This is a genomic window from Massilia sp. GCM10023247 (assembly GCF_042653325.1).
GTDB lineage: Bacteria > Pseudomonadota > Gammaproteobacteria > Burkholderiales > Burkholderiaceae_D > Telluria.
Genome location: NZ_JBHSIB010000006.1, coordinates 89,304 through 110,069, shown reverse-complemented (window position 1 = coordinate 110,069; position 20,766 = coordinate 89,304). Strand labels below are relative to the sequence as shown.

Sequence of the window (20,766 nt, the reverse complement as noted above, 5' to 3'; positions counted from 1 at the left end):
GAATACGGCCGAATCAACGTCGTTGTTATTAATTTTGAAGCCCTGCCTTCATTCAGATGGACACAATTTGGACGTTTGCTAACCTGGAGCCCCGGCACGAGGCCAGGCGCTCTTATCCGCGCATTTTTGCGCTGTGTTTTTCTCTTGCGGCCTCGGCCACGGCAGCCATCACGGCCTCCACGGCATCGTCCTGCAAGGTCGATTGAGTATCTTGCAAGCCAAAGCGGAAAGCAAGCGATTTTTCGTCCGCCTCCAGGCCCTTGCCGCGGTATTCATCAAATAAAACAATGGCTTGCACGATCTTACCCAAGGGGTGAGCGGCTACGGCCGCCTGGAACGAATCGATCACGGCCTGGGCCGGAACGTCCGCCTTCACCACCAGGGCGAGGTCGCGCGTGGCGCCCGGGAACTTCGAAATCTCGACGTAGCGCGGGACCACGCGTTCTTGCAGCGCGGCGGCATCGACCTCGAACAGTACCGGGGCCTGCGGCAGGTCGTACTTCTGCAGCCAGCGCGGATGCAGTTCGCCGATGAAGCCGACGACGCGGCCGTCGAGCTCGACATTGGCACAGCGGCCCGGGTGCAGCGCCGGGTGCTCTGCCTTGACGAAGCGTACCACACGTGGCGAAAACAGCGCTTCCAGATCGGCTTTCAGGTCGAAGTAGTCGACCGCGCGCGCGCCCTGGCCCCACTGCTCGTCGAAGGCCGGGCCGTAGGCCATGGCGCCGACGCGCTTGGGCTGGTCGAAGCCCGCCACCGACAGCGGGCCGTCGGCCGTGGTGTCGTTACGGTGGAACACGGCGCCCACTTCGAACACGCGCACGCGCCCCGCCTTGCGGTTCATGTTGTAGCGCACGTTGGCCAGCAGGCCGCCGATCAGCGAGGAGCGCATCACGCTCATCTGGCTGGCGATCGGGTTCTGCAGCTTGATCGGCTGCTCGTTGCCGGCGAAATCCTTTTCCCAGGCCGTTTCCACGAAGCTCATGTTAACCACTTCCTGGTAGCCGAGGTCGGCCAGCAGGTGGCGCACCGCGAACAGCGAGCGGGTCGCTTCCGGCTCGATCAGCATCGCGCTCGGTGCGACCGGCGGGTTGGCCGGAATGTTCTCGAAGCCGTACACGCGCGCGACTTCCTCGATCAGGTCTTCCTCGATCTCGATGTCGAAACGGTAGGACGGCGCGGTCACGGCGAACTGCCCTGCCTCATGGGTGAACGGCAGGTGCAGGCGGGTGAAGATGTCGGCCACGACCTCGTCGGTGAGCGGCACGCCGATCACTTTCTGGGCGCGCGCCGTGCGCATCACGACCGGCTGGCGCTGCGGCAGGTTGGCGACCTGGTCGTCGATCGGGCCGACACGGGTGCTCTCGAGACCGCAGATCTGCACGATCAGGGCGGTAATGCGCTCGATGTGCTCCACGGTCGTGGCGTAGTCGACGCCGCGCTCGAAACGGTGGGCCGCGTCGGTCGAGAAATTGTACTTGCGGGCACGGCCCTGGATCGCGTTGGGCCACCAGAAGGCCGCTTCCAGGTAGATGTCGGTCGTGTCCAGGGTCACGGCGGTCGAATCGCCGCCCATGATGCCGGCCAGGGACTCGATTTCCTTGTCGTCGGCAATCACGCCGACCCACTCGTCGACCTCGACGGTGTTGCCGTTCAGGAGCTTGAGCGATTCGCCCTTCTTGCCCCAGCGCACGTCAATGCTGCCGTGAATCTTTGCCAGGTCGAACACGTGCGACGGACGGCCGACTTCAAGCATGACGTAGTTCGAGATGTCGACCAGGGCCGAGACCGAGCGTTGGCCCGAGCGCTCCAGGCGCTGCTTCATCCAGTCGGGCGTTGCCGCTTTCGCGTTCAGGCCGCGGATCACGCGCCCGGTAAAACGACCGCACAGGTCCGGCGCCGAAATCTTGACGGGCAGCACTTCGTCCAACGTGACCGGCACCGGCACCGTGGTCGGCAGGTGCAGCGGGGTGCCGGTGAGCGCCGACACTTCGCGCGCGACGCCTAGCACCGACAGGCAATCGGCCTTGTTCGGGGTCAGCTTGATCGTGAATTTCAGGTCGTCCAGTCCGAGGTAGTCGCGGATGCTGGTGCCGACCGGGGCATCGGGCGGCAGCTCCATCAGGCCGCTGCTCTCTTCCGAAATTTTCAGCTCTTTCGCCGAACACATCATGCCTTGCGACTCGACGCCGCGCAGTTTTCCGACCTTGATCTCGAAGGGCTTGCCGTCGCTGCCGGGCGGCAGCACGGCGCCGGCCTTGGCGCAGATCGCTTTCATGCCCACGCGCACGTTGGGCGCGCCGCAGACGATATTCAGCAGCTCGCCGGTGCCGACATTGACCTGGCACACGTTCAGGCGGTCCGCATTCGGGTGCTTGGCCACTTCGACCACTTCGGCCACGACCACGTTCGAGAACGGCGGCGCGACCGGTTCGACTTCCTCGACCTCGAGGCCGGACATCGTTAGCAGGTGGGACAGCTCATCCGAAGACAGTTTCGGATCGACCATGGAACGGAGCCAGTTTTCGGAGAATTGCATAATCTTTACCTTGTAACCAGGTGACTTATTATTGGGCGTACTGAATCGGCAGCCGGATTAATTAAATTGCTTCAGGAATCGTAGGTCGCCTTCGTAGAAGAGACGCAGGTCGTTGATTCCATAACGCAGCATCGTCAGGCGCTCGAGGCCGGAGCCGAACGCGAAGCCGATGAATTTTTCCGGGTCCAGCCCGAAGTTGCGCACCACGGTCGGGTGCACCTGGCCGGCGCCCGACACTTCCAGCCAGCGGCCCTTGAGCGGACCGGAGCCGAAGGCGATGTCGATCTCGGCCGACGGTTCGGTGAACGGGAAGTAGGACGGGCGGAAGCGCACCTGCAGGTCTTCGGTCTCGAAGAAGGCCTTCACGAAGTTCAGGTAGACGCCCTTCAGGTCGGCGAAGCTGATGTCCTCGCCGATCCACAGGCCTTCGACCTGGTGGAACATCGGCGAGTGGGTGGCATCGCTGTCGACGCGGTAGGTGCGGCCCGGCGCGATCACCTTGATCGGCGGCGTGTGGGTGCGCGCGTAACGCACCTGCATCGGGCTGGTGTGGGTGCGCAGCAGCAGCGGCTTGCCGGTCGTGTCCTGGCCTTCGATGTAGAAGGTGTCCTGCATCGAGCGCGCCGGGTGGTTTTCCGGGCTGTTCAGGGCGGTGAAATTGGTCCAGTCGTTTTCGATTTCCGGGCCGTCGGCGACGTCGAAACCGATCGAGCGGAAGATCTGCTCGACGCGCTCCCAGCTGCGCATCACCGGGTGGATGCCGCCCAGCGAGCGGCCGCGGCCAGGCAGGGTGACGTCGATGGCCTCGGCATTCAGGCGCGCTTCCAGCTGGGCATACGCGAGGGCTTCGCGGCGGCCGGTCAATGCCTGTTCGATTTTTTCTTTGGCGGCATTGATCAGGGCGCCCTGCGCCTTGCGCGCGTCGGGGTCGAGCTTGCCGAGTCCCTTCATCAGTTCGGTCACCTGGCCGGTCTTGCCCAGGTATTTCGCTTTTGCGTTTTCCAGCGCGGCCGCATCCGGGGCTGCGCCAAAGTCAGCCTGGGCCGAGACGACGAGTTCTTCGAGCGAGTTCATGCTTTGTTCTTTTCCTGTATCGGGTGGCAGGGGCCACGGGTCATCCGTTATTGTAGCGGGAACGCAACACGTTAGCCAATTTACCGCAACAATTCACAGCGCCCATAATCAAAAACGGGGCACAGGAAAAAATCCGTGCCCCGCTCTTTGTGCGCCGCGTTGCCGCGGCGCTAGGTACTAGCAAACTGCTGTTAGGCAGCCAGCTTGGCCTGGACGGCAGCGACGATCGCGGCGAAAGCCGGCTTGTCGTGCACGGCCATGTCGGCCAGGACCTTACGGTCCAGTTCAATCGCGGCTTTTTTCAGGCCGTTCATGAACGCGCTGTAGGTCATGCCGTGCGAACGCGATGCTGCGTTGATACGGGTGATCCACAGTGCGCGGAAGACGCGCTTCTTGTTACGGCGGTCGCGGTATGCGTACTGGCCAGCGCGCATGACTGCTTGCTTGGCAATACGGAATACTTTGCTGCGACGGCCGCGGTAGCCTTTAGCAAGCTCAAGAACTTTCTTATGACGGGCACGTGCAGTAACCCCACGTTTTACTCGAGGCATATTCGCTCCTTAGTGTGAGATTAAGCAGATGGCATCATGCGGTAGACGCTGGTCACGTCCGACGCATTGATGTTACGGGTGCCGCGCAGCTGGCGCTTGTTCTTGGTGGTCTTCTTGGTCAGGATGTGACGCTTGAACGCCATACCCGATTTGACGGTACCGCCCGGACGCACGCGAAAACGCTTCTTCGCGCTGCTTTTGGTTTTCATTTTTGGCATAGTCATCTGTCCTCGCGGACAGCCTCATATGTGACAGGATTGCAGGTGGCAGCAACGCTGCTCTTGGATGCCTACTTTCACTTGTCTTGCAGCAGATTCGAGTCTGCTACAACCTGCTTCTAAAAACAGGAACCGCAGATTGTAGCACAGGACTTCGTCAGCGTGGCGAGCAACATAGACACGTTCAACTTCCGTTGTTAGCACGGGCCCGACAGGAGAGTTCTTGCAGCGCGTTATCAAGGTCACCAGACCGTCGAGCCGCAAATGCTATTGGCCTCACCTCGGCGGGAGACGTGCACAACGAAGTTAAAAAGCTACGACGAGCTAGCAACGTTTGCGTCAGCGCAAGCTTAATGGCATATTGAACAAGCAAGGACGGAGCTCTCTGCCCCCCCCTGCGTAACCGAGGCGTGCACGCAACACTATGCTTGTTGATGAGCTCATATACATCTATCGCCCCTGACCGAGACAGGACCAATGTCGATTTGGCGCGGCAGTGTCCACAACAACCAGAAAAAATTTTCTCAATGAAGATCACAAGAGTAACGATCCTAAACTTCAAGGGCATTCAAGGGCTAACTATTGACTTAAACGGGAATCCGAAGTCGAACGTCTTTTGCTTGGTCGGCCTAAATGAATCAGGCAAAACAACTATATTAGAGGCAATTAATCACTTCTCAGAAAAAAGTGATAGCCTAGACCCTTTTTCAGACTTTCGGGACCGACCGACGGACTATTCGACGCTCATTCCAATTTCACAACATGCGAATTTCAGCGAGGAAATATCCTTTCAGATCGAGTTTCAGCTATCGCCGACAGATTTATCCGAAATTCAGAAGTTCGCGAAAGACACACTAAACTTTAAATTTTCGAGTTTGGGAAAATCGCTCGTAGTCACGCATTCCTTAACGTTCAAAGATTCGAAGCACGATTCGTCCAAAAGCCAAATCATGTGGACATGGGGCCGCATGGGGCGCTATCCGGGCCAAAAGAAAGATGTCAACCTGGAGAAAGAGGACTGGTTCCAGCTAGTAAAATTCACTAAAAACTACTTCCCTAACATAGTCTACTTTCCTACATCACTCTTAGATTTCCCTGATCGCATCTATTTGGAGCACAAGGATAAGGAAAACAACAAAAAGCACATTTTTTATCGCGCCGTTGTTCAGGACATTCTTGACGCGTTAAATCTTGACTTAAATATTGGAACCCATCTTCTGGCGAGAGCAAAGTCAAACTCAGGGCTTGACCGCTCACACCTCGACAACGTCCTCCAAAAAATGAGCAAAAACGTGACGGCTGTCGTTTTTGGTTCTTGGAATAAGGTATTCAAGCAAGGGACGGGAAATCGTGTTGTACGCATAAAATGCGACCGGGACGAAGCTGGAGCAGTATACGTTAGTTTTTTGCTCGAGTCCGACGACGGAATCTACAAAATCAATGAGCGCTCGCTTGGTTTTCGTTGGTTTTTTTCCTTTCTGCTCCTCACGCAATACCGCGGATACCGTGCGAAAGATGCTCCAGCCGTGCTGTTTCTGCTGGATGAGCCAGCAGCAAATCTTCACGCGAGCGCGCAATCACAACTACTCAAATCGTTTGAACGTCTAGGACAGAACTGCTCGCTCATATACACGACGCACAGCCCGCACCTAATTAATCCAGAATGGCTTGAAAATACATTTATCGTTAAAAATAATGCATTCGATGCGGTGGACGAGCTAGGGGATATCAGCTCAGAGGCGACGAATATCACAGTTCAAAAATATCGCGACTTTGCAACAAAGCACCCGAACCAAACGAGTTACTTCCAACCAATTTTGGACGTCCTACAGTACTACCCCGCCAAACTCGAAAACATACCAAACGTTCTCATGATGGAGGGCAAGAGTGATTTTTACACGTTCAAGTATATGTGGGACATTGTATGCAAGCTTAAGCCACTAAATCTGGCCCCGGGAACTGGAAGCGGCACACTAGATGCGCTTATACAGCTTTACGTAGCGTGGAATAGGCCTTTCATCGTTCTACTTGATTCGGATAGCGCGGGAGCAAAAGAGAAAAACAGATACCAAGAAAAATTCGGAGCAATTCTCGAAGGTAAATTATTTATTTTGAGTGATATTTCGCCAGAATGGAAAAACTTTGCAGTCGAAAAACTTTTCAGCAACGATGAAATATTGGAAATACAGCAATTAGCCTATCCCACTGATAAAAAAATAAACAAAACGCATTTTGGACGGGCGATACAAGAGCTGCTCGTTAAGAAGATCCCGTTCGCAGCGTCTGAAAATACGAAAACAAATTTCAAGAAGACTTACGAATTCGTTAAGGACCATTTATCGAAATCGAATCCCCAATAGATCACCGGCGCTGCCGCGCTATCTTTCCGACATGCTCAGCCCAATATCGTCCAACGCGTCCCGGTCTTTTAATCGTCGGAACCTACATACGGAACGAAACCGGGCCTAGTGGGACAGCATGCACTGTCTCACTAGGCCCGGTCTCTTGAGCGTCCGCTCGACACCGAAGAATTACTTCTTCTTTTTAGGCGCGATGATCATGATCATTTGGCGGCCTTCCATCTTCGGGAACTGCTCGACCTGGCCATAAGGCTCGAGGTCGCCCTTGAGGCGCTCCAGCATACGGAAGCCGATGTCCTGGTGGGCCATTTCGCGGCCGCGGAAGCGCAGCGTGATCTTGGTCTTGTCGCCGTCTTCCAGGAACTTGATGAGGTTGCGCAGCTTGATGCTGTAATCGCCTTCATCGGTACCCGGACGGAACTTAACTTCCTTGACCTGGATGATCTTCTGCTTGAGCTTGGCTTCGTGGGCCTTCTTCTGCTCGGAGTACTTGAACTTGCCGTAATCCATGAGGCGGCAGACCGGCGGAACCGCGTTCGGTGCGATTTCCACCAGGTCTACATTCTTTTCCTCGGCCAGACGAAACGCCTCAGCCAGGCTCACAATGCCCAGCGGCTCGTTGTCCACACCCGACAAACGCATTTCCGGGTGATTGATTTCGCCATTGATGCGATGCGACGACTTGTCAGTAGCTATGTTGTTTCCTTTTAATGTCTGAATAACCAGCCGGCTTGCCTGGGCTTATTTGGCTTTGGATGCCACTTCGCCAACAAGGCGCTCGATCAGGGCATCGACGGACATCACGCCCAGGTCGACATTGCCCCGTGCGCGCACGGCCACGGTGTTTGCTTCACGTTCTTTATCGCCGACAACTAGGATGTACGGCAATTTTTGGACGGAATGTTCACGTATTTTATAGGTAATCTTCTCGTTCCGCAAATCAGCGTGAACGCGCAGACCCGCCTTCTTCAGGCGTGCTTCCACCTCTTTCACATACGTTGCCTGGGCGTCAGAAATGTTGAGCACAGCCACCTGCACCGGAGCGAGCCAGAGCGGCAGCGCACCCGCGTAGTTCTCGATCAGGATGCCGATGAAGCGCTCCATCGAGCCCACGATGGCGCGGTGCAGCATGACCGGCACCTTGCGGGTGTTGTCTTCCGCGACATACTCCGCACCGAGGCGGCCCGGCATCGAGAAGTCGACCTGCATCGTGCCGACCTGCCATGGGCGGCCGAGGCTGTCCTTCAGGTGGTATTCGATCTTCGGGCCATAGAAGGCGCCCTCGCCCGGCAGTTCGGTCCACTCGACGCCGCAGGCGCGCAGGGCCGAACGCAGCGCCTCTTCCGCCTCGTCCCAGATGGCGTCGGAGCCGATGCGGCTGTCCGGACGCAAGGCCAGCTTGACGTCGATGTTGTTGAAGCCGAAGTCGTCGTAGACTTCCATCGCCTGGGCGTGGAAGGCGGTCACTTCCGCTTCGATCTGCTCTTCGGTGCAGAACACGTGGCCGTCGTCCTGGGTGAAGCCGCGCACGCGCATGATGCCGTGCAGCGCGCCCGAGGACTCGTTGCGGTGGCATTGGCCGAACTCGCCGTAGCGCAGCGGCAGGTCGCGATAGCTCTTCATGCCCGAGTTATAGATCTGCACGTGGCCCGGGCAGTTCATCGGCTTGAGCGCATACGAACGGTTCTCCGACTCGGTCGTGAACATGTTTTCGCGGTAGTTGTCCCAGTGGCCGGTCTTCTGCCAGAGGGTGACGTCGAGGATCTGCGGCGCCTTCACCTCGTCGTAGCCGTTGACCTGGTACTTGTGCCGCATGTACTGCTCCACCTGCTGCCAGATGGTCCAGCCCTTCGGGTGCCAGAAGATCAGGCCCGGCGCTTCTTCCTGGAAGTGGAACAGGTCCAGTTGCTTGCCGAGCTTGCGGTGGTCGCGCTTTTCCGCTTCTTCCAGCATGTGCAGGTATTGTTCCTGGTCTTCCTTCTTAGTCCAGGCGGTGCCGTAGACACGCTGCAGCATCTCGTTGTTCGAGTCGCCGCGCCAGTAGGCGCCGGCCAGCTTCATCAGCTTGAACACCTTCAGCTTGCCGGTCGACGGCACGTGCGGGCCGCGGCACAGGTCGGTGAAACCGCCTTCCGAATACAGCGACACGTCTTCGTTGGCCGGGATCGAAGCGATGATCTCCGCCTTGTAGTCTTCGCCGATCGATTTGAAGTAGGCAACCGCCTCGTCGCGCGGCAACACCTTGCGGGTTACCGGCTCATCCTTCTTGGCCAGTTCCTGCATCTTCTTTTCGATCGCCTTCAGGTCGTCCGGGGTGAACGGACGCTTGTACGAGAAATCGTAATAGAAGCCGTTCTCGATGACCGGGCCGATCGTCACTTGCGCTTCGGGGAACAGCTCCTTTACCGCATACGCCAGCAGGTGGGCGGTCGAGTGACGGATCACGTCCAGGCCTTCCGGGTCGCGCTCGGTAACGATGGCGAGATCGGCGTCCTGCTCGATCAGGAAGGAGGTATCGACCACCTTGCCGTCGACCTTGCCGGCGAGCGCCGCCTTGGCAAGGCTGGGGGCGATCGAGGTCGCCACCTGGGCGACCGTCACGGGGCCGTCGAACTGACGGCTGGAGCCATCGGGAAGTCGCACGTTAAGCATAGTGATCTCCTGGCGCACGGCGCCGATAAATTAGCGAAGTATTAAGATAAAAATTCGAGACGAAAAAAAACGCGCACCAGGCGCGTTGTTTTCAGTGTGTTGAGCAAAAGAACACCATACCGCGTCTAGCGATTCCCCCACAACAGAGTCGTAGTTCGCGGTGTCATAACCGTGGATGCCTTTCTCGCTCTTACTAAGTTGGTGAGCGAAGGGACTTCGCTGCGCCTGATATTCTGGTGGGCGGTGCAGAATTCGAATCTGCGACCCCTTGGATGTCGACCAAGTATTCTAACCAGCTGAACTAACCGCCCAATGACGTGCATTATAGGGACCGCGCCCGCGTTCTGCAAGGGCTGTTCTGAATAAAGTGACGGCAGGGCAAACTTGCATGGAGGCCAGTTGCCTGCCTTGCATTGCCTAATCCATTACACTGGGGGCTCCGAACGCAGATCGAAACACCATGGCCGACCACGACGCACCGACTTCCGAACACCTGCACGCCCACCTCGACGGCGACGCCGAGCACGGGCACTACTTCGAGGGACGCAACCAGAAAGCGCTCGCCCTGGCGCTCCTGCTGACCCTGCTGTTCGCCGTGATCGAGGTCGTCACCGGCTTCATTTCCAATTCGCTGGCCCTGATTTCCGACGCCGGCCACATGGTGACCGATGCCGCCGCCCTCGGGCTCGCCCTGCTGGCGCAATTGATCGCCAAGCGTCCGCCGTCGAGCCGGCACTCGTTCGGCTTCGTGCGCGCCGAGGCGCTCGCCGCCTTCGTCAATTGCCTGGCGATGCTGGCCCTGGTCGCCTGGATCGGCTGGGAAGCGGTGCAGCGCCTGATGCGGCCGGAACCGGTGCAGGGCGGCGTGGTGATGGTGGTGGCGGCCATCGGCGCCGGCATCAACATCCTGGTCGCCTGGCTGCTCTCGCGCGGCGCCCAGACCATCAACACGCGCATGGCCCTGGTCAACGTGCTCGGCGACCTGCTCGGCTCGGTGGCGGCGATCGCCGCCGGCACCATCATCTACTTTACCGGCTGGGTAAGGATCGACCCGATCCTGTCGATTTTTGTGGCGCTCCTGATCCTGCGCTCGACCTGGAGCATCCTGCGCGAGTCCTACCACTTCCTGATGGAAGGCGTGCCGCACGGGATCGATTACCTGCAGGTGGGCGCGGACGTGGCCGAGGTCGATGGCGTGCTGTCGGTGCACGACCTGCACGTCTGGGACATGTCGCCCGGCCACCCTGCCCTGATCGGCCACCTGGAGATCCGCAGCCTGGCCGAATGGCCGGCGGTGCTGCGCGCCGTCAAGCAGATGCTGCTGGAAAAACACGGTATCGACCACGTGACCCTGCAGCCAGAGGGCCCCGACGGCCACCCGCTCGATGCCAGCATTTGTAAGCCGGCTCTTACCCGGCCTGGGCACGCACGCCGATAGAACCGTGTCGGCCGATCCATGACAATGCAGCATGGACGATATCACCAATCATCTCAGTGCTCATGTGCACGATACCCTGGTCGTCGGCGGCGGCCCCGGCGGGCTGACGGCGGCCATCTACCTGCGCCGCTTCACCCGCAACATCGTCGTGGTCGACAAGGGTAACAGCCGGCTGTGCCTGATCCCGGTCTCGCACAACTATCCGGGCTTCCCGGAAGGCGTGCCGGGCTCGCAACTGCTGACCAACCTCACCTGCCAGCTGGAGAAATACGGCGGCAGCGTGCTGCACGGCGAAATCACGGGCCTGCGCCTGGAAGACGGCACCTTCGTCGGCGACTACCTCGACGATGCCGGCGAGGTGCGCCAGATCCGCGCCCTGACCGTGCTGCTGGCCACCGGCGTGGCCGATGCCGGCCTGCCGATCGAGAACTGGGCCGAGGCCGTGCAGGCCGGCGCGGTGCGCCTGTGCCCGGTGTGCGACGGCTACGACGTGATGGACCGCCGCATCGCCGTCGTCACCAACGAAACCAACCCGGTCGGCCACGCGCTTTTCATGCGCTCGTTCAGCGCCGACGTCACCCTGTTCGACCGCGGCAAGGAATCGATGCTGTCCGAGGACGAGCGGCGCCAGATCGAGGTCGCCGGGGTGCGCTACATCGAGTCGCCGCTGCTCGGCGTGAGCATGAGCCCGGACATGAAGCCGATCCTGAATACCGCCGACGGCGAGAGCCGCGAATTCGACGTTTTCTATCCGATGCTGGGCGAGTCGGCCCGTTCCAAACTCGCCTCCGAGCTGGGCGCGGAAACCGGCGACTGCGACAAGCTGGTCGTGGACGACCACCAGCGCACCAGCGTGCCGGGACTGTATGCGATCGGGGACGTGGTGATGGGGCTGAACCAGATCGCGGTGGCGGCGGGCCAGGCGGCGATCGCGGCGACCACGATTCACAATGCCCTGCCGTGGGCCTTGCGGCCGAAGGTGGAGGCGCAGAAGGCGGCCTAGGATTCTGCATTGCGCAAAGGCCTGCTGAGCACGACCAAAATACTGGCGTCGGACCGATTTTCTAATCGGCACTCCACTCTACACGAAGCGTCAGCTGACGATTACAGGCGTGTCGGCGCCCTTCGCGGTGCGAGACCCGGATGCGATCAACTCCGCGCCCCTTGCTGCTTCTGCTTCGCTTGAAGGCAAGCGGAGCGTACCCCAGGAAGGGCACGAATCAGGAAAGAACGTTCCAAAGTAGCACGGCTCCCAGGACGGCCCCGATGCTCCCCCAGATCAGAAAGACGGCCCAGGCAGGCAGGTTGGAATCTTTCACAATTGGAGACGGGTCGTTCCGCCTGACCCAGACATTGGCAACTGCCAAGAAAAAGAACAGCACCAGCAGAAGGAAGAGCAATCCGTGCCCGGCGGCCTTGTCCCTCTCACTCAAGGTTTCGAAGAGAAAGACCAGGACAACGGCACAAATCATTGCATTGATAACTCCTAGAGCCCAGAGCGACAAATCGCCAGCGCCCCGCCGCACAAATCCTCCGACCATTCCTTTTGTAGCGGCGATGACCTTGGGATTGCGGCTCGTCACCTCGATATCCTTGAGAGCCATGGCAAGAACGCAAAAAAGAAGCGCTGCGACCCCAAACGTGTTAATCAGCGGCATTGTGGAATGACTGATTCGAAGGAGAAATTCGAGAGCTGTACTACCTGTACCCGCGATTGCGAAATACCCGGACGAAAAGGACAGGACTGTCCAAAAAACCATACGGAAAATGATGTCCCTGTGTAGTTTGGCCTTGAGCGTATCGTCAAAGTCGTTCTTGTCGGTGGGTGGTTTGGCGGCTAAGGTCAATTTATGCTCTTGGGCAGTAAGTGTTGGTAACTATGTTGCCATAAAAAAACCTTCTGTAGTAAATAATCAGGGAGGGCCATGCTCACTTTTCCCCGGACGCGAGCGCAATCCGACGGCGGATACTGTCGGCTGCCGCCATGTTTCCAGCTGCCTCATCGCGTCTCAACTGCACCCCCAGCCACGTTAACAAAGGCCGGCGCCACCCCTGGTTCGAGGCCGTCTCCGCCGCTGCCTTGACCTCCTCCGGCCGAATCCGCCCCGCCTTGAACAGGGCACCGGCCGCCACCAGCCGCGACAAGGGATCGGCGACGCCCGCCATCGAGCCGCTCGCCACCACCGGCCGATGCTGCTCCGGCAGCGCGGCCACGTCCAGCCCGTCCCAGCGTCCGGCGATATACGCCGCATAGGCGCGCTGCCGGGCGGTCGCATCCCCTGCCAGGGCCGCAAAGCCCGGGCAATCGTCGAACTCGAGGCTCGCCGCCAGGGTGGCGCAGCGCACCAGTTCTACCTGCGCCACCAGGTCGGCGCGGCCGGTGCTGGTGGTTTCGCGCCGCGCGCGCGCGAATTCGGCGTCGGCGGCGGAGGTGTTCCCGCGCAGGTAGTCGTCCGTGAAGCCGTCGAGCGCGTCCTTCGCGTTCGGCTGCCAGGACGGGACGGGCGGCTTGCTGGCGCAGGCGGCCAGCAGCAGTGCGGCGGCGCAGGCGGTAAAGGCGGCGGTAATCTTCATGGCAGCGTGAGCTCCTCGGTCTTGCCGGCAAACGGCCACTTCTTGTTGAGCTGGTCGACCAGGCGGTTCACCTTGCGCAGGCTGGCGTCGACTTCGCCGCGCAGGGCGCCCAGGTCTTCGGTGGCGACGCGCGCGTTCGCACCCACGGCCTGGGCCTCGACCAGCACCGCGTCCATGCGCTTGAGGGTGCCGCGCGCATCCTGCAGCGCGCCCTTGAGCTCGACCACGCTGGCCTGGACGTCGTCCACCACGCCGTTCTTGCCGTACAGGCGCTGGTCGGTGCGCGCCAGCAGCGTGTCCAGGCGCTGCAGGGTGCCGACGAATTTTTTCGCCTCGTCGTCGCCCAGGGCGCCGCTCAGGAGCCCGTATTTGCCCGAGAGGCGCCCGGTCAGCGTCTCCACGTTCTCCAGGCTGGTGCTCACCGAGGAGCCGTCCGCGGTCAGGTTTTCCAGGTTGTTGAGCAGGGAGCGCGCGGTGGCCACCAGGCCCGGGATCTCGGCCGTCACGTCGCCGCGCAGCACCGGGCGAATCGCGCCGTTGGGCAGCGGCGCGTCGTCCAGCACGCCGGTGAAGGCGCGCAGGCGCGTCTCGCCGACCACGCTGCGCTCGAGGGTAAACACGCTCGATGCGCGCAGCCACTTGGCGTCGCTGCTGGAGACGTCGACCACGATCTGCACCTTGCCGTCCGCCGCCAGGTCCACCAGCCGCACGCGCCCGATCGGGAAGCCGGCGAAGGTCAGGTCCATGCCGGGAATGACGCCCTCGGAGTTCTCGGTCACCAGCACCAGCTTCTGGGTGGGCTCGAAGACGCCGCGCGCGTACATCACGTACAGCACGAAGGCAATGATCAGGGCGGCGACGACGCCCAGCAGGATCATCGCCTTGGTTTCGACATGGGCCGGCTCGTCAGGGGTGGTATCGATCATGAGGTCAGATGTATTTGAGGGCGAGCGAAGAACCTTCGATCAGCAGCAGCACGAACAGCAGGCGCAGGGCGCCCGGCTGCACGCTCGACGCCAGCCGGCGCGGATAGCGCTGCAACTCGAGGATGGCGGCGGTCGGGATCACCGCGACCGCCAGGCCGAACAGGACGGTCTTGAGCACGAAGCCGGAGGTCACGACCGGGTCGAACACCCGTCCGACCGTGCGCGTATAGTCCGGCAGGCCCCAGGGCGAGAGGCCGTAGACGTTCAGGTAAGCCAGCACCAGCACGACGCTGCTGCTGACCATGGCCAGGCTGAGGACGGAAAAGGCGTTGGCGAACAGTTGCGGCACCAGGTCGCGCCGCATGCGGCGCAGCGCTTCGGCATTGACCTCGGCCGCCGGCAGCCCGGCACGGGCCAGGCCCAGCGCCGAGGCGTCGAAGGCCATGCCCGCGCGCAGCGCGGCGAACAGCGCCGCCGACAGCGGAATCAGCTCCAGCACCAGCACCCGCACCACCATCTCCAGCGCGTAGCGCGACAGGCCGTAGCTGAGCGCCGTGACCAGCACGATGCGGATCACGACCAGGCTGATCAGGGCCGAGAGCAGCGTGAACCAGGGCAGCACCTGCCAGGTGCTGGCGTAGATGTAGCGCGCCGTCGCGAGGCGATTCGCGCGGTTGTAGGTCGACGGCGACAGCGCCGTGACGAGCGCGATCGCGCCGAGACGGAGCATGTACCACCAGCTGCGCAGGTAGCGGCCGAATGCGTAGCCCCAGAGGCTGGGGCGGGCGTAGAGGCGTAGGCGTTGGGGCATGCTTTACATGATACGATTTTGATGGGTATGCATGGGTTTTCGTATCATGTTCCGATGCCGTACCGCGTGGGCGGAGCCCACCCTACGCCCTTCTCGCTTCAAGCACGCCGGGCACCTCCGAGATCGACGACAGCGCCTTCTGGAGCTGGGCGGTCGAGCCGATTTCGGCGGTAAACAGCATGCGCGCCTGGCCTTTCGTGCTTTGCGTATTGACCCCGGTGACGTTGATCTTCTCGCGCAAAAAAGCGTCGGAAATATCGCGCAGCAGGCCCTGGCGGTCGCCGGACAGCACGAAGATGTCGACCGGGTAGACGGTCTCGATCACGCCCTTGCCCCACTCGGTCTGGATCACCCGCTCGGGCGCCTTGCTGCGCATTTCGGCGAAGTTCTTGCAGCTGAGTCGGTGGATCGAGACGCCCTTGCCGCGCGTGACGAAGCCGACGATCGGGTCCGGCGGCGCCGGCTTGCAGCACTTGGCCAGCATCGTCATCAGGCCCTCGGTGCCGACCACCAGCACGCCCGACTTGGCGCCCTGCTCCACGCTCGAGGCCCGGCTCTTGTTGACCACCGCGGTATCGTCGGGCGGCGGCGCCTCGACCGCTTCGTGCAGCGCCGCTTCCACGTGGCGCAGGCTGAACTTCTCCTTGCCGACCGCGACGAACAGGTCGTCGACCTTGGCAAAGCCCAGCTTGTGCGCCAGCGCTTCCAGGTTGACCGCCGTCTTGCCTTCGCGCTGCAGGGATTTCTCGACCAGCACCCTGCCCTGCGCCAGCGTCTCGGCCAGTTCCTGGGCATGGAACCAGGCGCGGATCTTCGAACGCGTGCGGGTGCTGACGGCGTAGCCGGGGCTGAGCCAGTCGCGCGATGGGCCGGCGCTGCCGGCCGGGCCCTTGGCGGTGATGATCTCGCAGGTCTGGCCATTACGTAAAGGCGTATTCAGCGGCACCATGACGCCGTCGATCTTGGCGCCGCGGCAGCGGTTCCCGACCTCGCTGTGCAGGTGGTAGGCGAAGTCGATCGGCGTCGCGCCCACCGGCAGCTCCAGCACCCGCGCCTGCGGCGTGAGCACGAAAATGCGGTCGTCGAGGGTCGCCGCTTTCAGCTTCTCGACCCACTCCTTCTGGTCTTCCTCGCCGGCCACGGCATCGGCGACGTCGCTCTTCCAGGCCAGCAGCTGGCGCAGCCAGGCGATCTTCTCGTCGTACTTCTGGCTCTTGAAATTCGAGCCGCCTTCTTCCTTGTAGCGCCAGTGGGCGGCGATACCGTATTCGGCGAAGTTGTGCATCTCCTGGGTGCGGATCTGCACTTCGAGCGGACGCCCGTCCTCGGCGGTGACGACGGTGTGCAGCGAGCGGTAGCCGTTCGGCTTGGGGCGCGCGATGTAGTCGTCGAATTCGCTCGGGATCGGGGTCCAGATGTTGTGTACCAGGCTCAGGACCGTGTAGCAGCTCTTCTCATCCTGCACGATCACGCGGAAGGCGCGCACGTCGTACAGCGAGGAGAAGTCGAGGTCCTTGCCGCGCATCTTGTTCCAGATGCTGTAGATGTGCTTCGGGCGCCCGCTGACCTCGGCCCGGATGCCGGCCTGCGCCAGTTCGCCTTGCAGGCGCGCGATCGCGGAAGCGACGAAGCCCTCGCGCGCCATGCGCTTTTCTTCGAGCATCTTCGCGATGCGCCGGTAGGTCTCGGGCTGGAGGAAGCGGAAGGACAGGTCTTCCAGTTCCCACTTGAGCTGCCAGATCCCGAGGCGGTTGGCCAGCGGCGCATACAGGTCCATCACCTCGCGCCCGTAGTCGTGGGTCAGCGGGTCGAAGCGCTTCTGGTCGGCGAACCAGCGCAGGGTCGTCACGCAGGACGCCAGGCGCATCAGGACCACGCGCATGTCGGTGGCCATCGCCAGCAGCATCTTGCGCAGGGTCTCGACGTGGGCGGCGGCCTCCTGGGCCGCGTTCTTGCCGCGCCCCACCGATTGGTGCCCGACCGTGAGGTCGCGCAGGCGGATCAGCTGCTGGACGCCGCGCACCAGGCTGGCCACTTCCGGCCCGAACAGGCGCTCGATCGTCTCGATCAGCGGCGGCTCGAACACCACCAGCTCGAACAGCAGGCCGGCGATGCGCGTCTCGACGTCGCTGCGCAGGTAGGCCAGCGTCCCGGCCACGCCGAGCGAGAACTCGAAGGCGTTCTGCCCGGTCGCGCAGGGGCGTTCGCCATAGGCGACGGCGGCATAGTCGAGCGCGTCGTGCACGCGCACGCACTCCTCCGGGCTCAGGCCCTGGATCAGCTGGGTGGTGGCGTCGCCGAGCGCGGCGGTGGATACCATTCGTTCAGCCCACGCTGTCAGCGCAGGGCCGCGGTAACGACGATCTCCACCAGGCAGGCCGGATTGGCAAGCTTCGCTTCGACGGTGGCGCGCGGCGGCGTGTGGCCTTGCGCGACCCATTCGTCGTAGACCGCGTTCATGCCGGCGAAGTGGGCCATGTCGGCGATGTAGATCTGGGTCATCAGGATGCAGGTCTTGTCGCTGCCGGCTTCGTTGAGCAGGCGGTCGACGTGGCCCAGTACTTCGCGGGTCTGGCCCTCGATGTCCTGGGTGGTGTCTTCCGCGATCTGGCCGGCCAGGTACACGGTGCCGTTATGGATGGCGATTTCGGACAGGCGCTTGCCTACATGGTGGCGTTGGATTTGCATAATCTCTTTCAGAATTCAACTCGGTTATTCAATTAATAAAAAGTCGCGTGCGATCGCGATCTGGTCTTCCTGCAGGAAGGTCGGCGCATGGCCGACGCCCGGGATCTCGACCAGCCGCGGACGCGGCCCGCGCCGCGTCATCTCCAGCGCGGTCTCGTGCGAGAGCAGATCGGACAGCGCGCCGCGCACCAGCAGCGTCGGACACGACACCGCATCGTAGGCGCGCCACAGCGCGGCCTGGTCATGCTGCGCCCGTTCCTCGCTCATCGCCTTGAACGGCTCGGCCAGCGCCAGGTCGTAGTGGCGCACCCAGGCGCCGTCCGCTTGCCGGCGCAGCACGTCGCGGGCCAGCTTGTTCCATTGTTCGTCCGAGTGCGGGCCGAACGAGCCCGATACCTCGCGAATGAAGCGCGCCCCGCTTTCGAAATCGGGAAAACGCAAGTCCTGGCCGATGTAGTCGGCAATGCGCGCCATCGCCGCGCCGTCCAGGGTCGGGCCGATATCGTTGAGCACCAGCCTGGTGATCGGCGTGCCCGGCAGCGAGGCCAGCGCCATGCCGATCAGGCCGCCCATCGAGGTGCCGAACCAGGCGACCGTGTCCGGGCCGCCGGCCGTGGCGCGCGCGACCACGGTCACCATGTCGGCCACGTACTGCGGCAAGGCGTAGAGCTGGGGGTCGCGCAGGCGCTCCGAGCGGCCGCGCCCGGCCACGTCGGGGCACACCACGCGGTAGTCGCCGCACAGCGCGGCGGCAAGCGCGTCGAAGTCGTCGGCCACACGCGTCACCCCATGCACGCAGACCAGCACCCGCGGGTTGGCCGGGTCGCCCCACTCCTTGTAGGCGATGCGATGCAGGCCGGCGGGCGAGCTGCACTGCACGCTTTTCCATCTCGCATTCGTCGTCATTACCGGCTCCCGATCCTCTACTGCGCTGACAATATTGTCGCTTTGGCTTGCCCAACCCCACATTTTAACTGCCCGTGCGATTAGAATTCTACCAATTCCGAGGAAGACTCCAGAACACCCTTACTTACAGAGGAAACAATGAACTCCAGCATCGAATCCAGGATGTTAAGCGGTAAAACGGCACTCGTCACCGGCTCGACCTCGGGCATCGGGCTCGGCATCGCCCGCGCCCTGGCGGAACAGGGCGCCAACATCGTCTTCAACGGCTTCGGCGACGCCCAGCAGATCGAGAAACTGTACATCGACATCGGCCAGGAATTCCGCGTGCAGACCGCCTACCATAACGCCGACATGTCCAAGCCCGAACAGATCGAGGCGATGATGCGTTTTGCAAGTGACAAGTTCGGCGGCGTCGACATCCTCGTCAACAATGCGGGTATCCAGCACGTATCGAACATCGAGGATTTCCCGGTCGAGAAATGGGACGCGATCATCGCGATCAACCTGAGCTCGGCCTTCCACACGACGCGCCTGGCCCTGCCCGGCATGAAGCAGAAGAACTGGGGCCGCATCATCAACCTGGCCTCGGTGCACGGCCTGGTCGGTTCGGCGCAGAAATCGGCCTATGTCGCGGCCAAGCACGGCCTGGTCGGCTTCACCAAGGTGACCGCGCTGGAAACCGCGCAGACCGGCGTCACCTGCAATGCGATCTGCCCGGGCTGGGTGCTGACCCCGCTGGTACAGAAACAGGTCGACGACCGCGCCGTGCGCGAGAACCTGTCGAACGACGAAGCGCGCCGCGCGCTGCTGGCCGAAAAGCAGCCGTCGGGCGAGTTCGTCACCCCCGACGAGCTCGGCGCGCTGGCCGTGTTCTTCTGCTCGCCGGCCGGTTCGCAGGTACGCGGCGTGGCGTGGAACATGGACGGGGGCTGGGCCGCGCAGTAAGCGTCGCCCGCCCGGCGGGGCCGGTATGCGACAATCCGGCCCCGTTCCACCTCAGCCAACCACGATGCACCAATTCGACCTGCGGCGCGACCGCTTCGACCTCTTCGACCGCATGGACAGCCCGGCGGTCAACCTCTGCTTCACCCTCGACCTGCCCGACTACCGCCCCTGGTGCAAGGAGCAGGGCCTGGCACCCTTCCACGTGCTGCTGTGCGCCGTGCTGCGCGCGACCCTGAAGATCGAGAACTTCCGTTACCGCGTGTTCGAAGGCGAGGTGATCGCCATCGACCGCCTGATGCCCTCGTTCACGGTCGTGAACCGCCACAATGACCTGAATTTCGCCCTGTTCGACTGGTCCGGCGACCTGCGCGAATTTGTCGCGCGCAGCATCGCCGCGCGCGACGAGGCGACGGCGATGACGGTCCTGAACAACCGCTACGCCGCCCTCTCTCCGCGCGCCGTGAAGGACCAGGTCTTCGTCACCTGCATCCCCTGGCTCGACTTCACCTCGATCCAGCACCCGACGGCCACGCTCGGCTCGCCGGACATCCCCTCGCTGGCCTGGGGCAAGTTCAGGGACGGCCCCAAGGGACGCCTGCAAGTGCCGTTTTCGGTGCAGGCCCACCATGGCTTCGTCGACGGCTACCACGTCCACCTGCTGGCGCAGCAGGTCGCCGCGGAGCTGGACGCGATGATGGCGTAAGCCGCGTCAGCGTCCGGTTGCCGGCATCACGGCCGGCTCGACATTGCGCAGCGTGACCATGGCGCGGTACTCGGTATCGTCCAGCACGAACTCGAGCCTGGCCTGGGGCGGGTAGCTGGTCTTGATCAGCATGGCCGAGGCCATGCGCGCGTCGAAGGCCGTGCGCACCCAGCCGGCCAGCGCCTGGGGACGGCGCTGCGGCGCCTCGCGCAGGATCCGCGTGACGGCCTCGACGTGTTCGGGATGGTCGTGCCGCAGGCGCGCGAGGGCGCCGGGCGCGTCGAGATCGACGTAGCCGGCCGGACCGGCGGCGGCGTTGACGTTGACAACAAGGGCGGCGCTGGCGAGCAGCGCGAACGACAGGGATCGCATGGCGCACCT

Annotated in this window: 19 protein-coding genes and 1 tRNA gene; 5 read left to right on the top strand and 15 right to left on the bottom strand. The window is 62.1% G+C overall.

Annotated features, from left to right (window positions below; translation table 11 throughout):
• Window positions 1-112: 112 nt before the first annotated feature.
• From pheT to rpmI, 4 genes are all read right to left on the bottom strand, one after another.
• On the bottom strand, window positions 113-2,539 hold the full coding sequence (gene pheT, locus ACFPAH_RS03195; protein ID WP_379740512.1) for a phenylalanine--tRNA ligase subunit beta: 2,427 nt from the start codon (window positions 2,537-2,539) through the stop codon (window positions 113-115).
• A gap of 57 nt (window positions 2,540-2,596) precedes the next feature.
• On the bottom strand, window positions 2,597-3,613 hold the full coding sequence (gene pheS / locus ACFPAH_RS03190; RefSeq protein WP_379740509.1) for a phenylalanine--tRNA ligase subunit alpha: 1,017 nt from the start codon (window positions 3,611-3,613) through the stop codon (window positions 2,597-2,599).
• Window positions 3,614-3,804: 191 nt separating this feature from the next.
• Complete coding sequence (gene rplT, locus ACFPAH_RS03185; RefSeq protein WP_056334468.1) at window positions 3,805-4,164, bottom strand: 50S ribosomal protein L20; 360 nt, start codon at window positions 4,162-4,164, stop codon at window positions 3,805-3,807.
• Between the two features lie 20 nt (window positions 4,165-4,184).
• On the bottom strand, window positions 4,185-4,382 hold the full coding sequence (gene rpmI / locus ACFPAH_RS03180) for a 50S ribosomal protein L35 (protein WP_026354218.1): 198 nt from the start codon (window positions 4,380-4,382) through the stop codon (window positions 4,185-4,187).
• A 434-nt stretch (window positions 4,383-4,816) separates the two neighbouring features.
• Between rpmI and ACFPAH_RS03175 the strand changes: the two genes are divergently transcribed.
• Window positions 4,817-6,742 carry an ATP-dependent nuclease gene (locus ACFPAH_RS03175; RefSeq protein ID WP_379740505.1) on the top strand — a complete coding sequence of 642 codons (1,926 nt, stop codon included), beginning with the start codon at window positions 4,817-4,819 and terminating at the stop codon, window positions 6,740-6,742.
• Between the two features lie 171 nt (window positions 6,743-6,913).
• Here ACFPAH_RS03175 and infC read toward each other — a convergent pair whose 3' ends face one another.
• The 3 genes from infC to ACFPAH_RS03160 form a co-directional block, all read right to left on the bottom strand.
• Window positions 6,914-7,462 carry a translation initiation factor IF-3 gene (gene infC, locus ACFPAH_RS03170; RefSeq protein WP_379740832.1) on the bottom strand — a complete coding sequence of 183 codons (549 nt, stop codon included), beginning with the start codon at window positions 7,460-7,462 and terminating at the stop codon, window positions 6,914-6,916.
• Between the two features lie 21 nt (window positions 7,463-7,483).
• Window positions 7,484-9,394, bottom strand: a complete 1,911-nt coding sequence (thrS, locus tag ACFPAH_RS03165) for a threonine--tRNA ligase (RefSeq protein ID WP_379740502.1) — start codon at window positions 9,392-9,394, stop codon at window positions 7,484-7,486.
• Window positions 9,395-9,628: 234 nt separating this feature from the next.
• Window positions 9,629-9,705, bottom strand: a tRNA-Val gene (locus ACFPAH_RS03160).
• A 149-nt stretch (window positions 9,706-9,854) separates the two neighbouring features.
• Between ACFPAH_RS03160 and ACFPAH_RS03155 the strand changes: the two genes are divergently transcribed.
• Together ACFPAH_RS03155 and ACFPAH_RS03150 are read left to right on the top strand one after the other, a co-directional pair.
• Window positions 9,855-10,832 carry a cation diffusion facilitator family transporter gene (locus tag ACFPAH_RS03155; protein WP_379740499.1) on the top strand — a complete coding sequence of 326 codons (978 nt, stop codon included), beginning with the start codon at window positions 9,855-9,857 and terminating at the stop codon, window positions 10,830-10,832.
• Between the two features lie 31 nt (window positions 10,833-10,863).
• Window positions 10,864-11,835, top strand: a complete 972-nt coding sequence (locus ACFPAH_RS03150; protein WP_379740496.1) for an NAD(P)/FAD-dependent oxidoreductase — start codon at window positions 10,864-10,866, stop codon at window positions 11,833-11,835.
• 217 nt (window positions 11,836-12,052) lie between these two features.
• On the opposite strand, the gene ACFPAH_RS03145 is transcribed toward ACFPAH_RS03150, so the two are convergent.
• From ACFPAH_RS03145 to ACFPAH_RS03115, 7 genes are all read right to left on the bottom strand, one after another.
• On the bottom strand, window positions 12,053-12,679 hold the full coding sequence (locus tag ACFPAH_RS03145) for a hypothetical protein (protein ID WP_379740493.1): 627 nt from the start codon (window positions 12,677-12,679) through the stop codon (window positions 12,053-12,055).
• An 82-nt stretch (window positions 12,680-12,761) separates the two neighbouring features.
• Window positions 12,762-13,406 (bottom strand): hypothetical protein, encoded by a 645-nt coding sequence (locus ACFPAH_RS03140; RefSeq protein ID WP_379740490.1) that lies wholly within the window; start codon window positions 13,404-13,406, stop codon window positions 12,762-12,764.
• Window positions 13,403-14,332: an MlaD family protein gene (locus ACFPAH_RS03135; protein WP_379740487.1), complete on the bottom strand. Its 930-nt coding sequence runs from the start codon at window positions 14,330-14,332 to the stop codon at window positions 13,403-13,405. The genes ACFPAH_RS03140 and ACFPAH_RS03135 overlap by 4 nt, the downstream gene beginning before the upstream one ends.
• A 4-nt stretch (window positions 14,333-14,336) precedes the next feature.
• Window positions 14,337-15,143 carry an MlaE family ABC transporter permease gene (locus ACFPAH_RS03130; RefSeq protein WP_379740484.1) on the bottom strand — a complete coding sequence of 269 codons (807 nt, stop codon included), beginning with the start codon at window positions 15,141-15,143 and terminating at the stop codon, window positions 14,337-14,339.
• 82 nt (window positions 15,144-15,225) lie between these two features.
• Entirely contained in the window at window positions 15,226-17,463 is a 2,238-nt protein-coding gene (locus ACFPAH_RS03125; RefSeq protein ID WP_379740481.1) for a RelA/SpoT family protein, read from the bottom strand.
• A 17-nt stretch (window positions 17,464-17,480) separates the two neighbouring features.
• On the bottom strand, window positions 17,481-17,831 hold the full coding sequence (locus ACFPAH_RS03120) for a RidA family protein (protein WP_379740478.1): 351 nt from the start codon (window positions 17,829-17,831) through the stop codon (window positions 17,481-17,483).
• Window positions 17,832-17,855: 24 nt separating this feature from the next.
• Window positions 17,856-18,737, bottom strand: a complete 882-nt coding sequence (locus ACFPAH_RS03115) for an alpha/beta fold hydrolase (protein ID WP_379740475.1) — start codon at window positions 18,735-18,737, stop codon at window positions 17,856-17,858.
• Between the two features lie 162 nt (window positions 18,738-18,899).
• Between ACFPAH_RS03115 and ACFPAH_RS03110 the strand changes: the two genes are divergently transcribed.
• Both ACFPAH_RS03110 and ACFPAH_RS03105 read left to right on the top strand, forming a co-directional pair.
• Window positions 18,900-19,682, top strand: coding sequence for a 3-hydroxybutyrate dehydrogenase (locus ACFPAH_RS03110; RefSeq protein WP_379740829.1), 783 nt, complete (start codon window positions 18,900-18,902; stop codon window positions 19,680-19,682).
• Between the two features lie 64 nt (window positions 19,683-19,746).
• Window positions 19,747-20,385 (top strand): CatA-like O-acetyltransferase, encoded by a 639-nt coding sequence (locus ACFPAH_RS03105; RefSeq protein ID WP_379740472.1) that lies wholly within the window; start codon window positions 19,747-19,749, stop codon window positions 20,383-20,385.
• 6 nt (window positions 20,386-20,391) lie between these two features.
• On the opposite strand, the gene ACFPAH_RS03100 is transcribed toward ACFPAH_RS03105, so the two are convergent.
• On the bottom strand, window positions 20,392-20,757 hold the full coding sequence (locus tag ACFPAH_RS03100; RefSeq protein ID WP_379740469.1) for a hypothetical protein: 366 nt from the start codon (window positions 20,755-20,757) through the stop codon (window positions 20,392-20,394).
• Window positions 20,758-20,766: the final 9 nt, after the last annotated feature.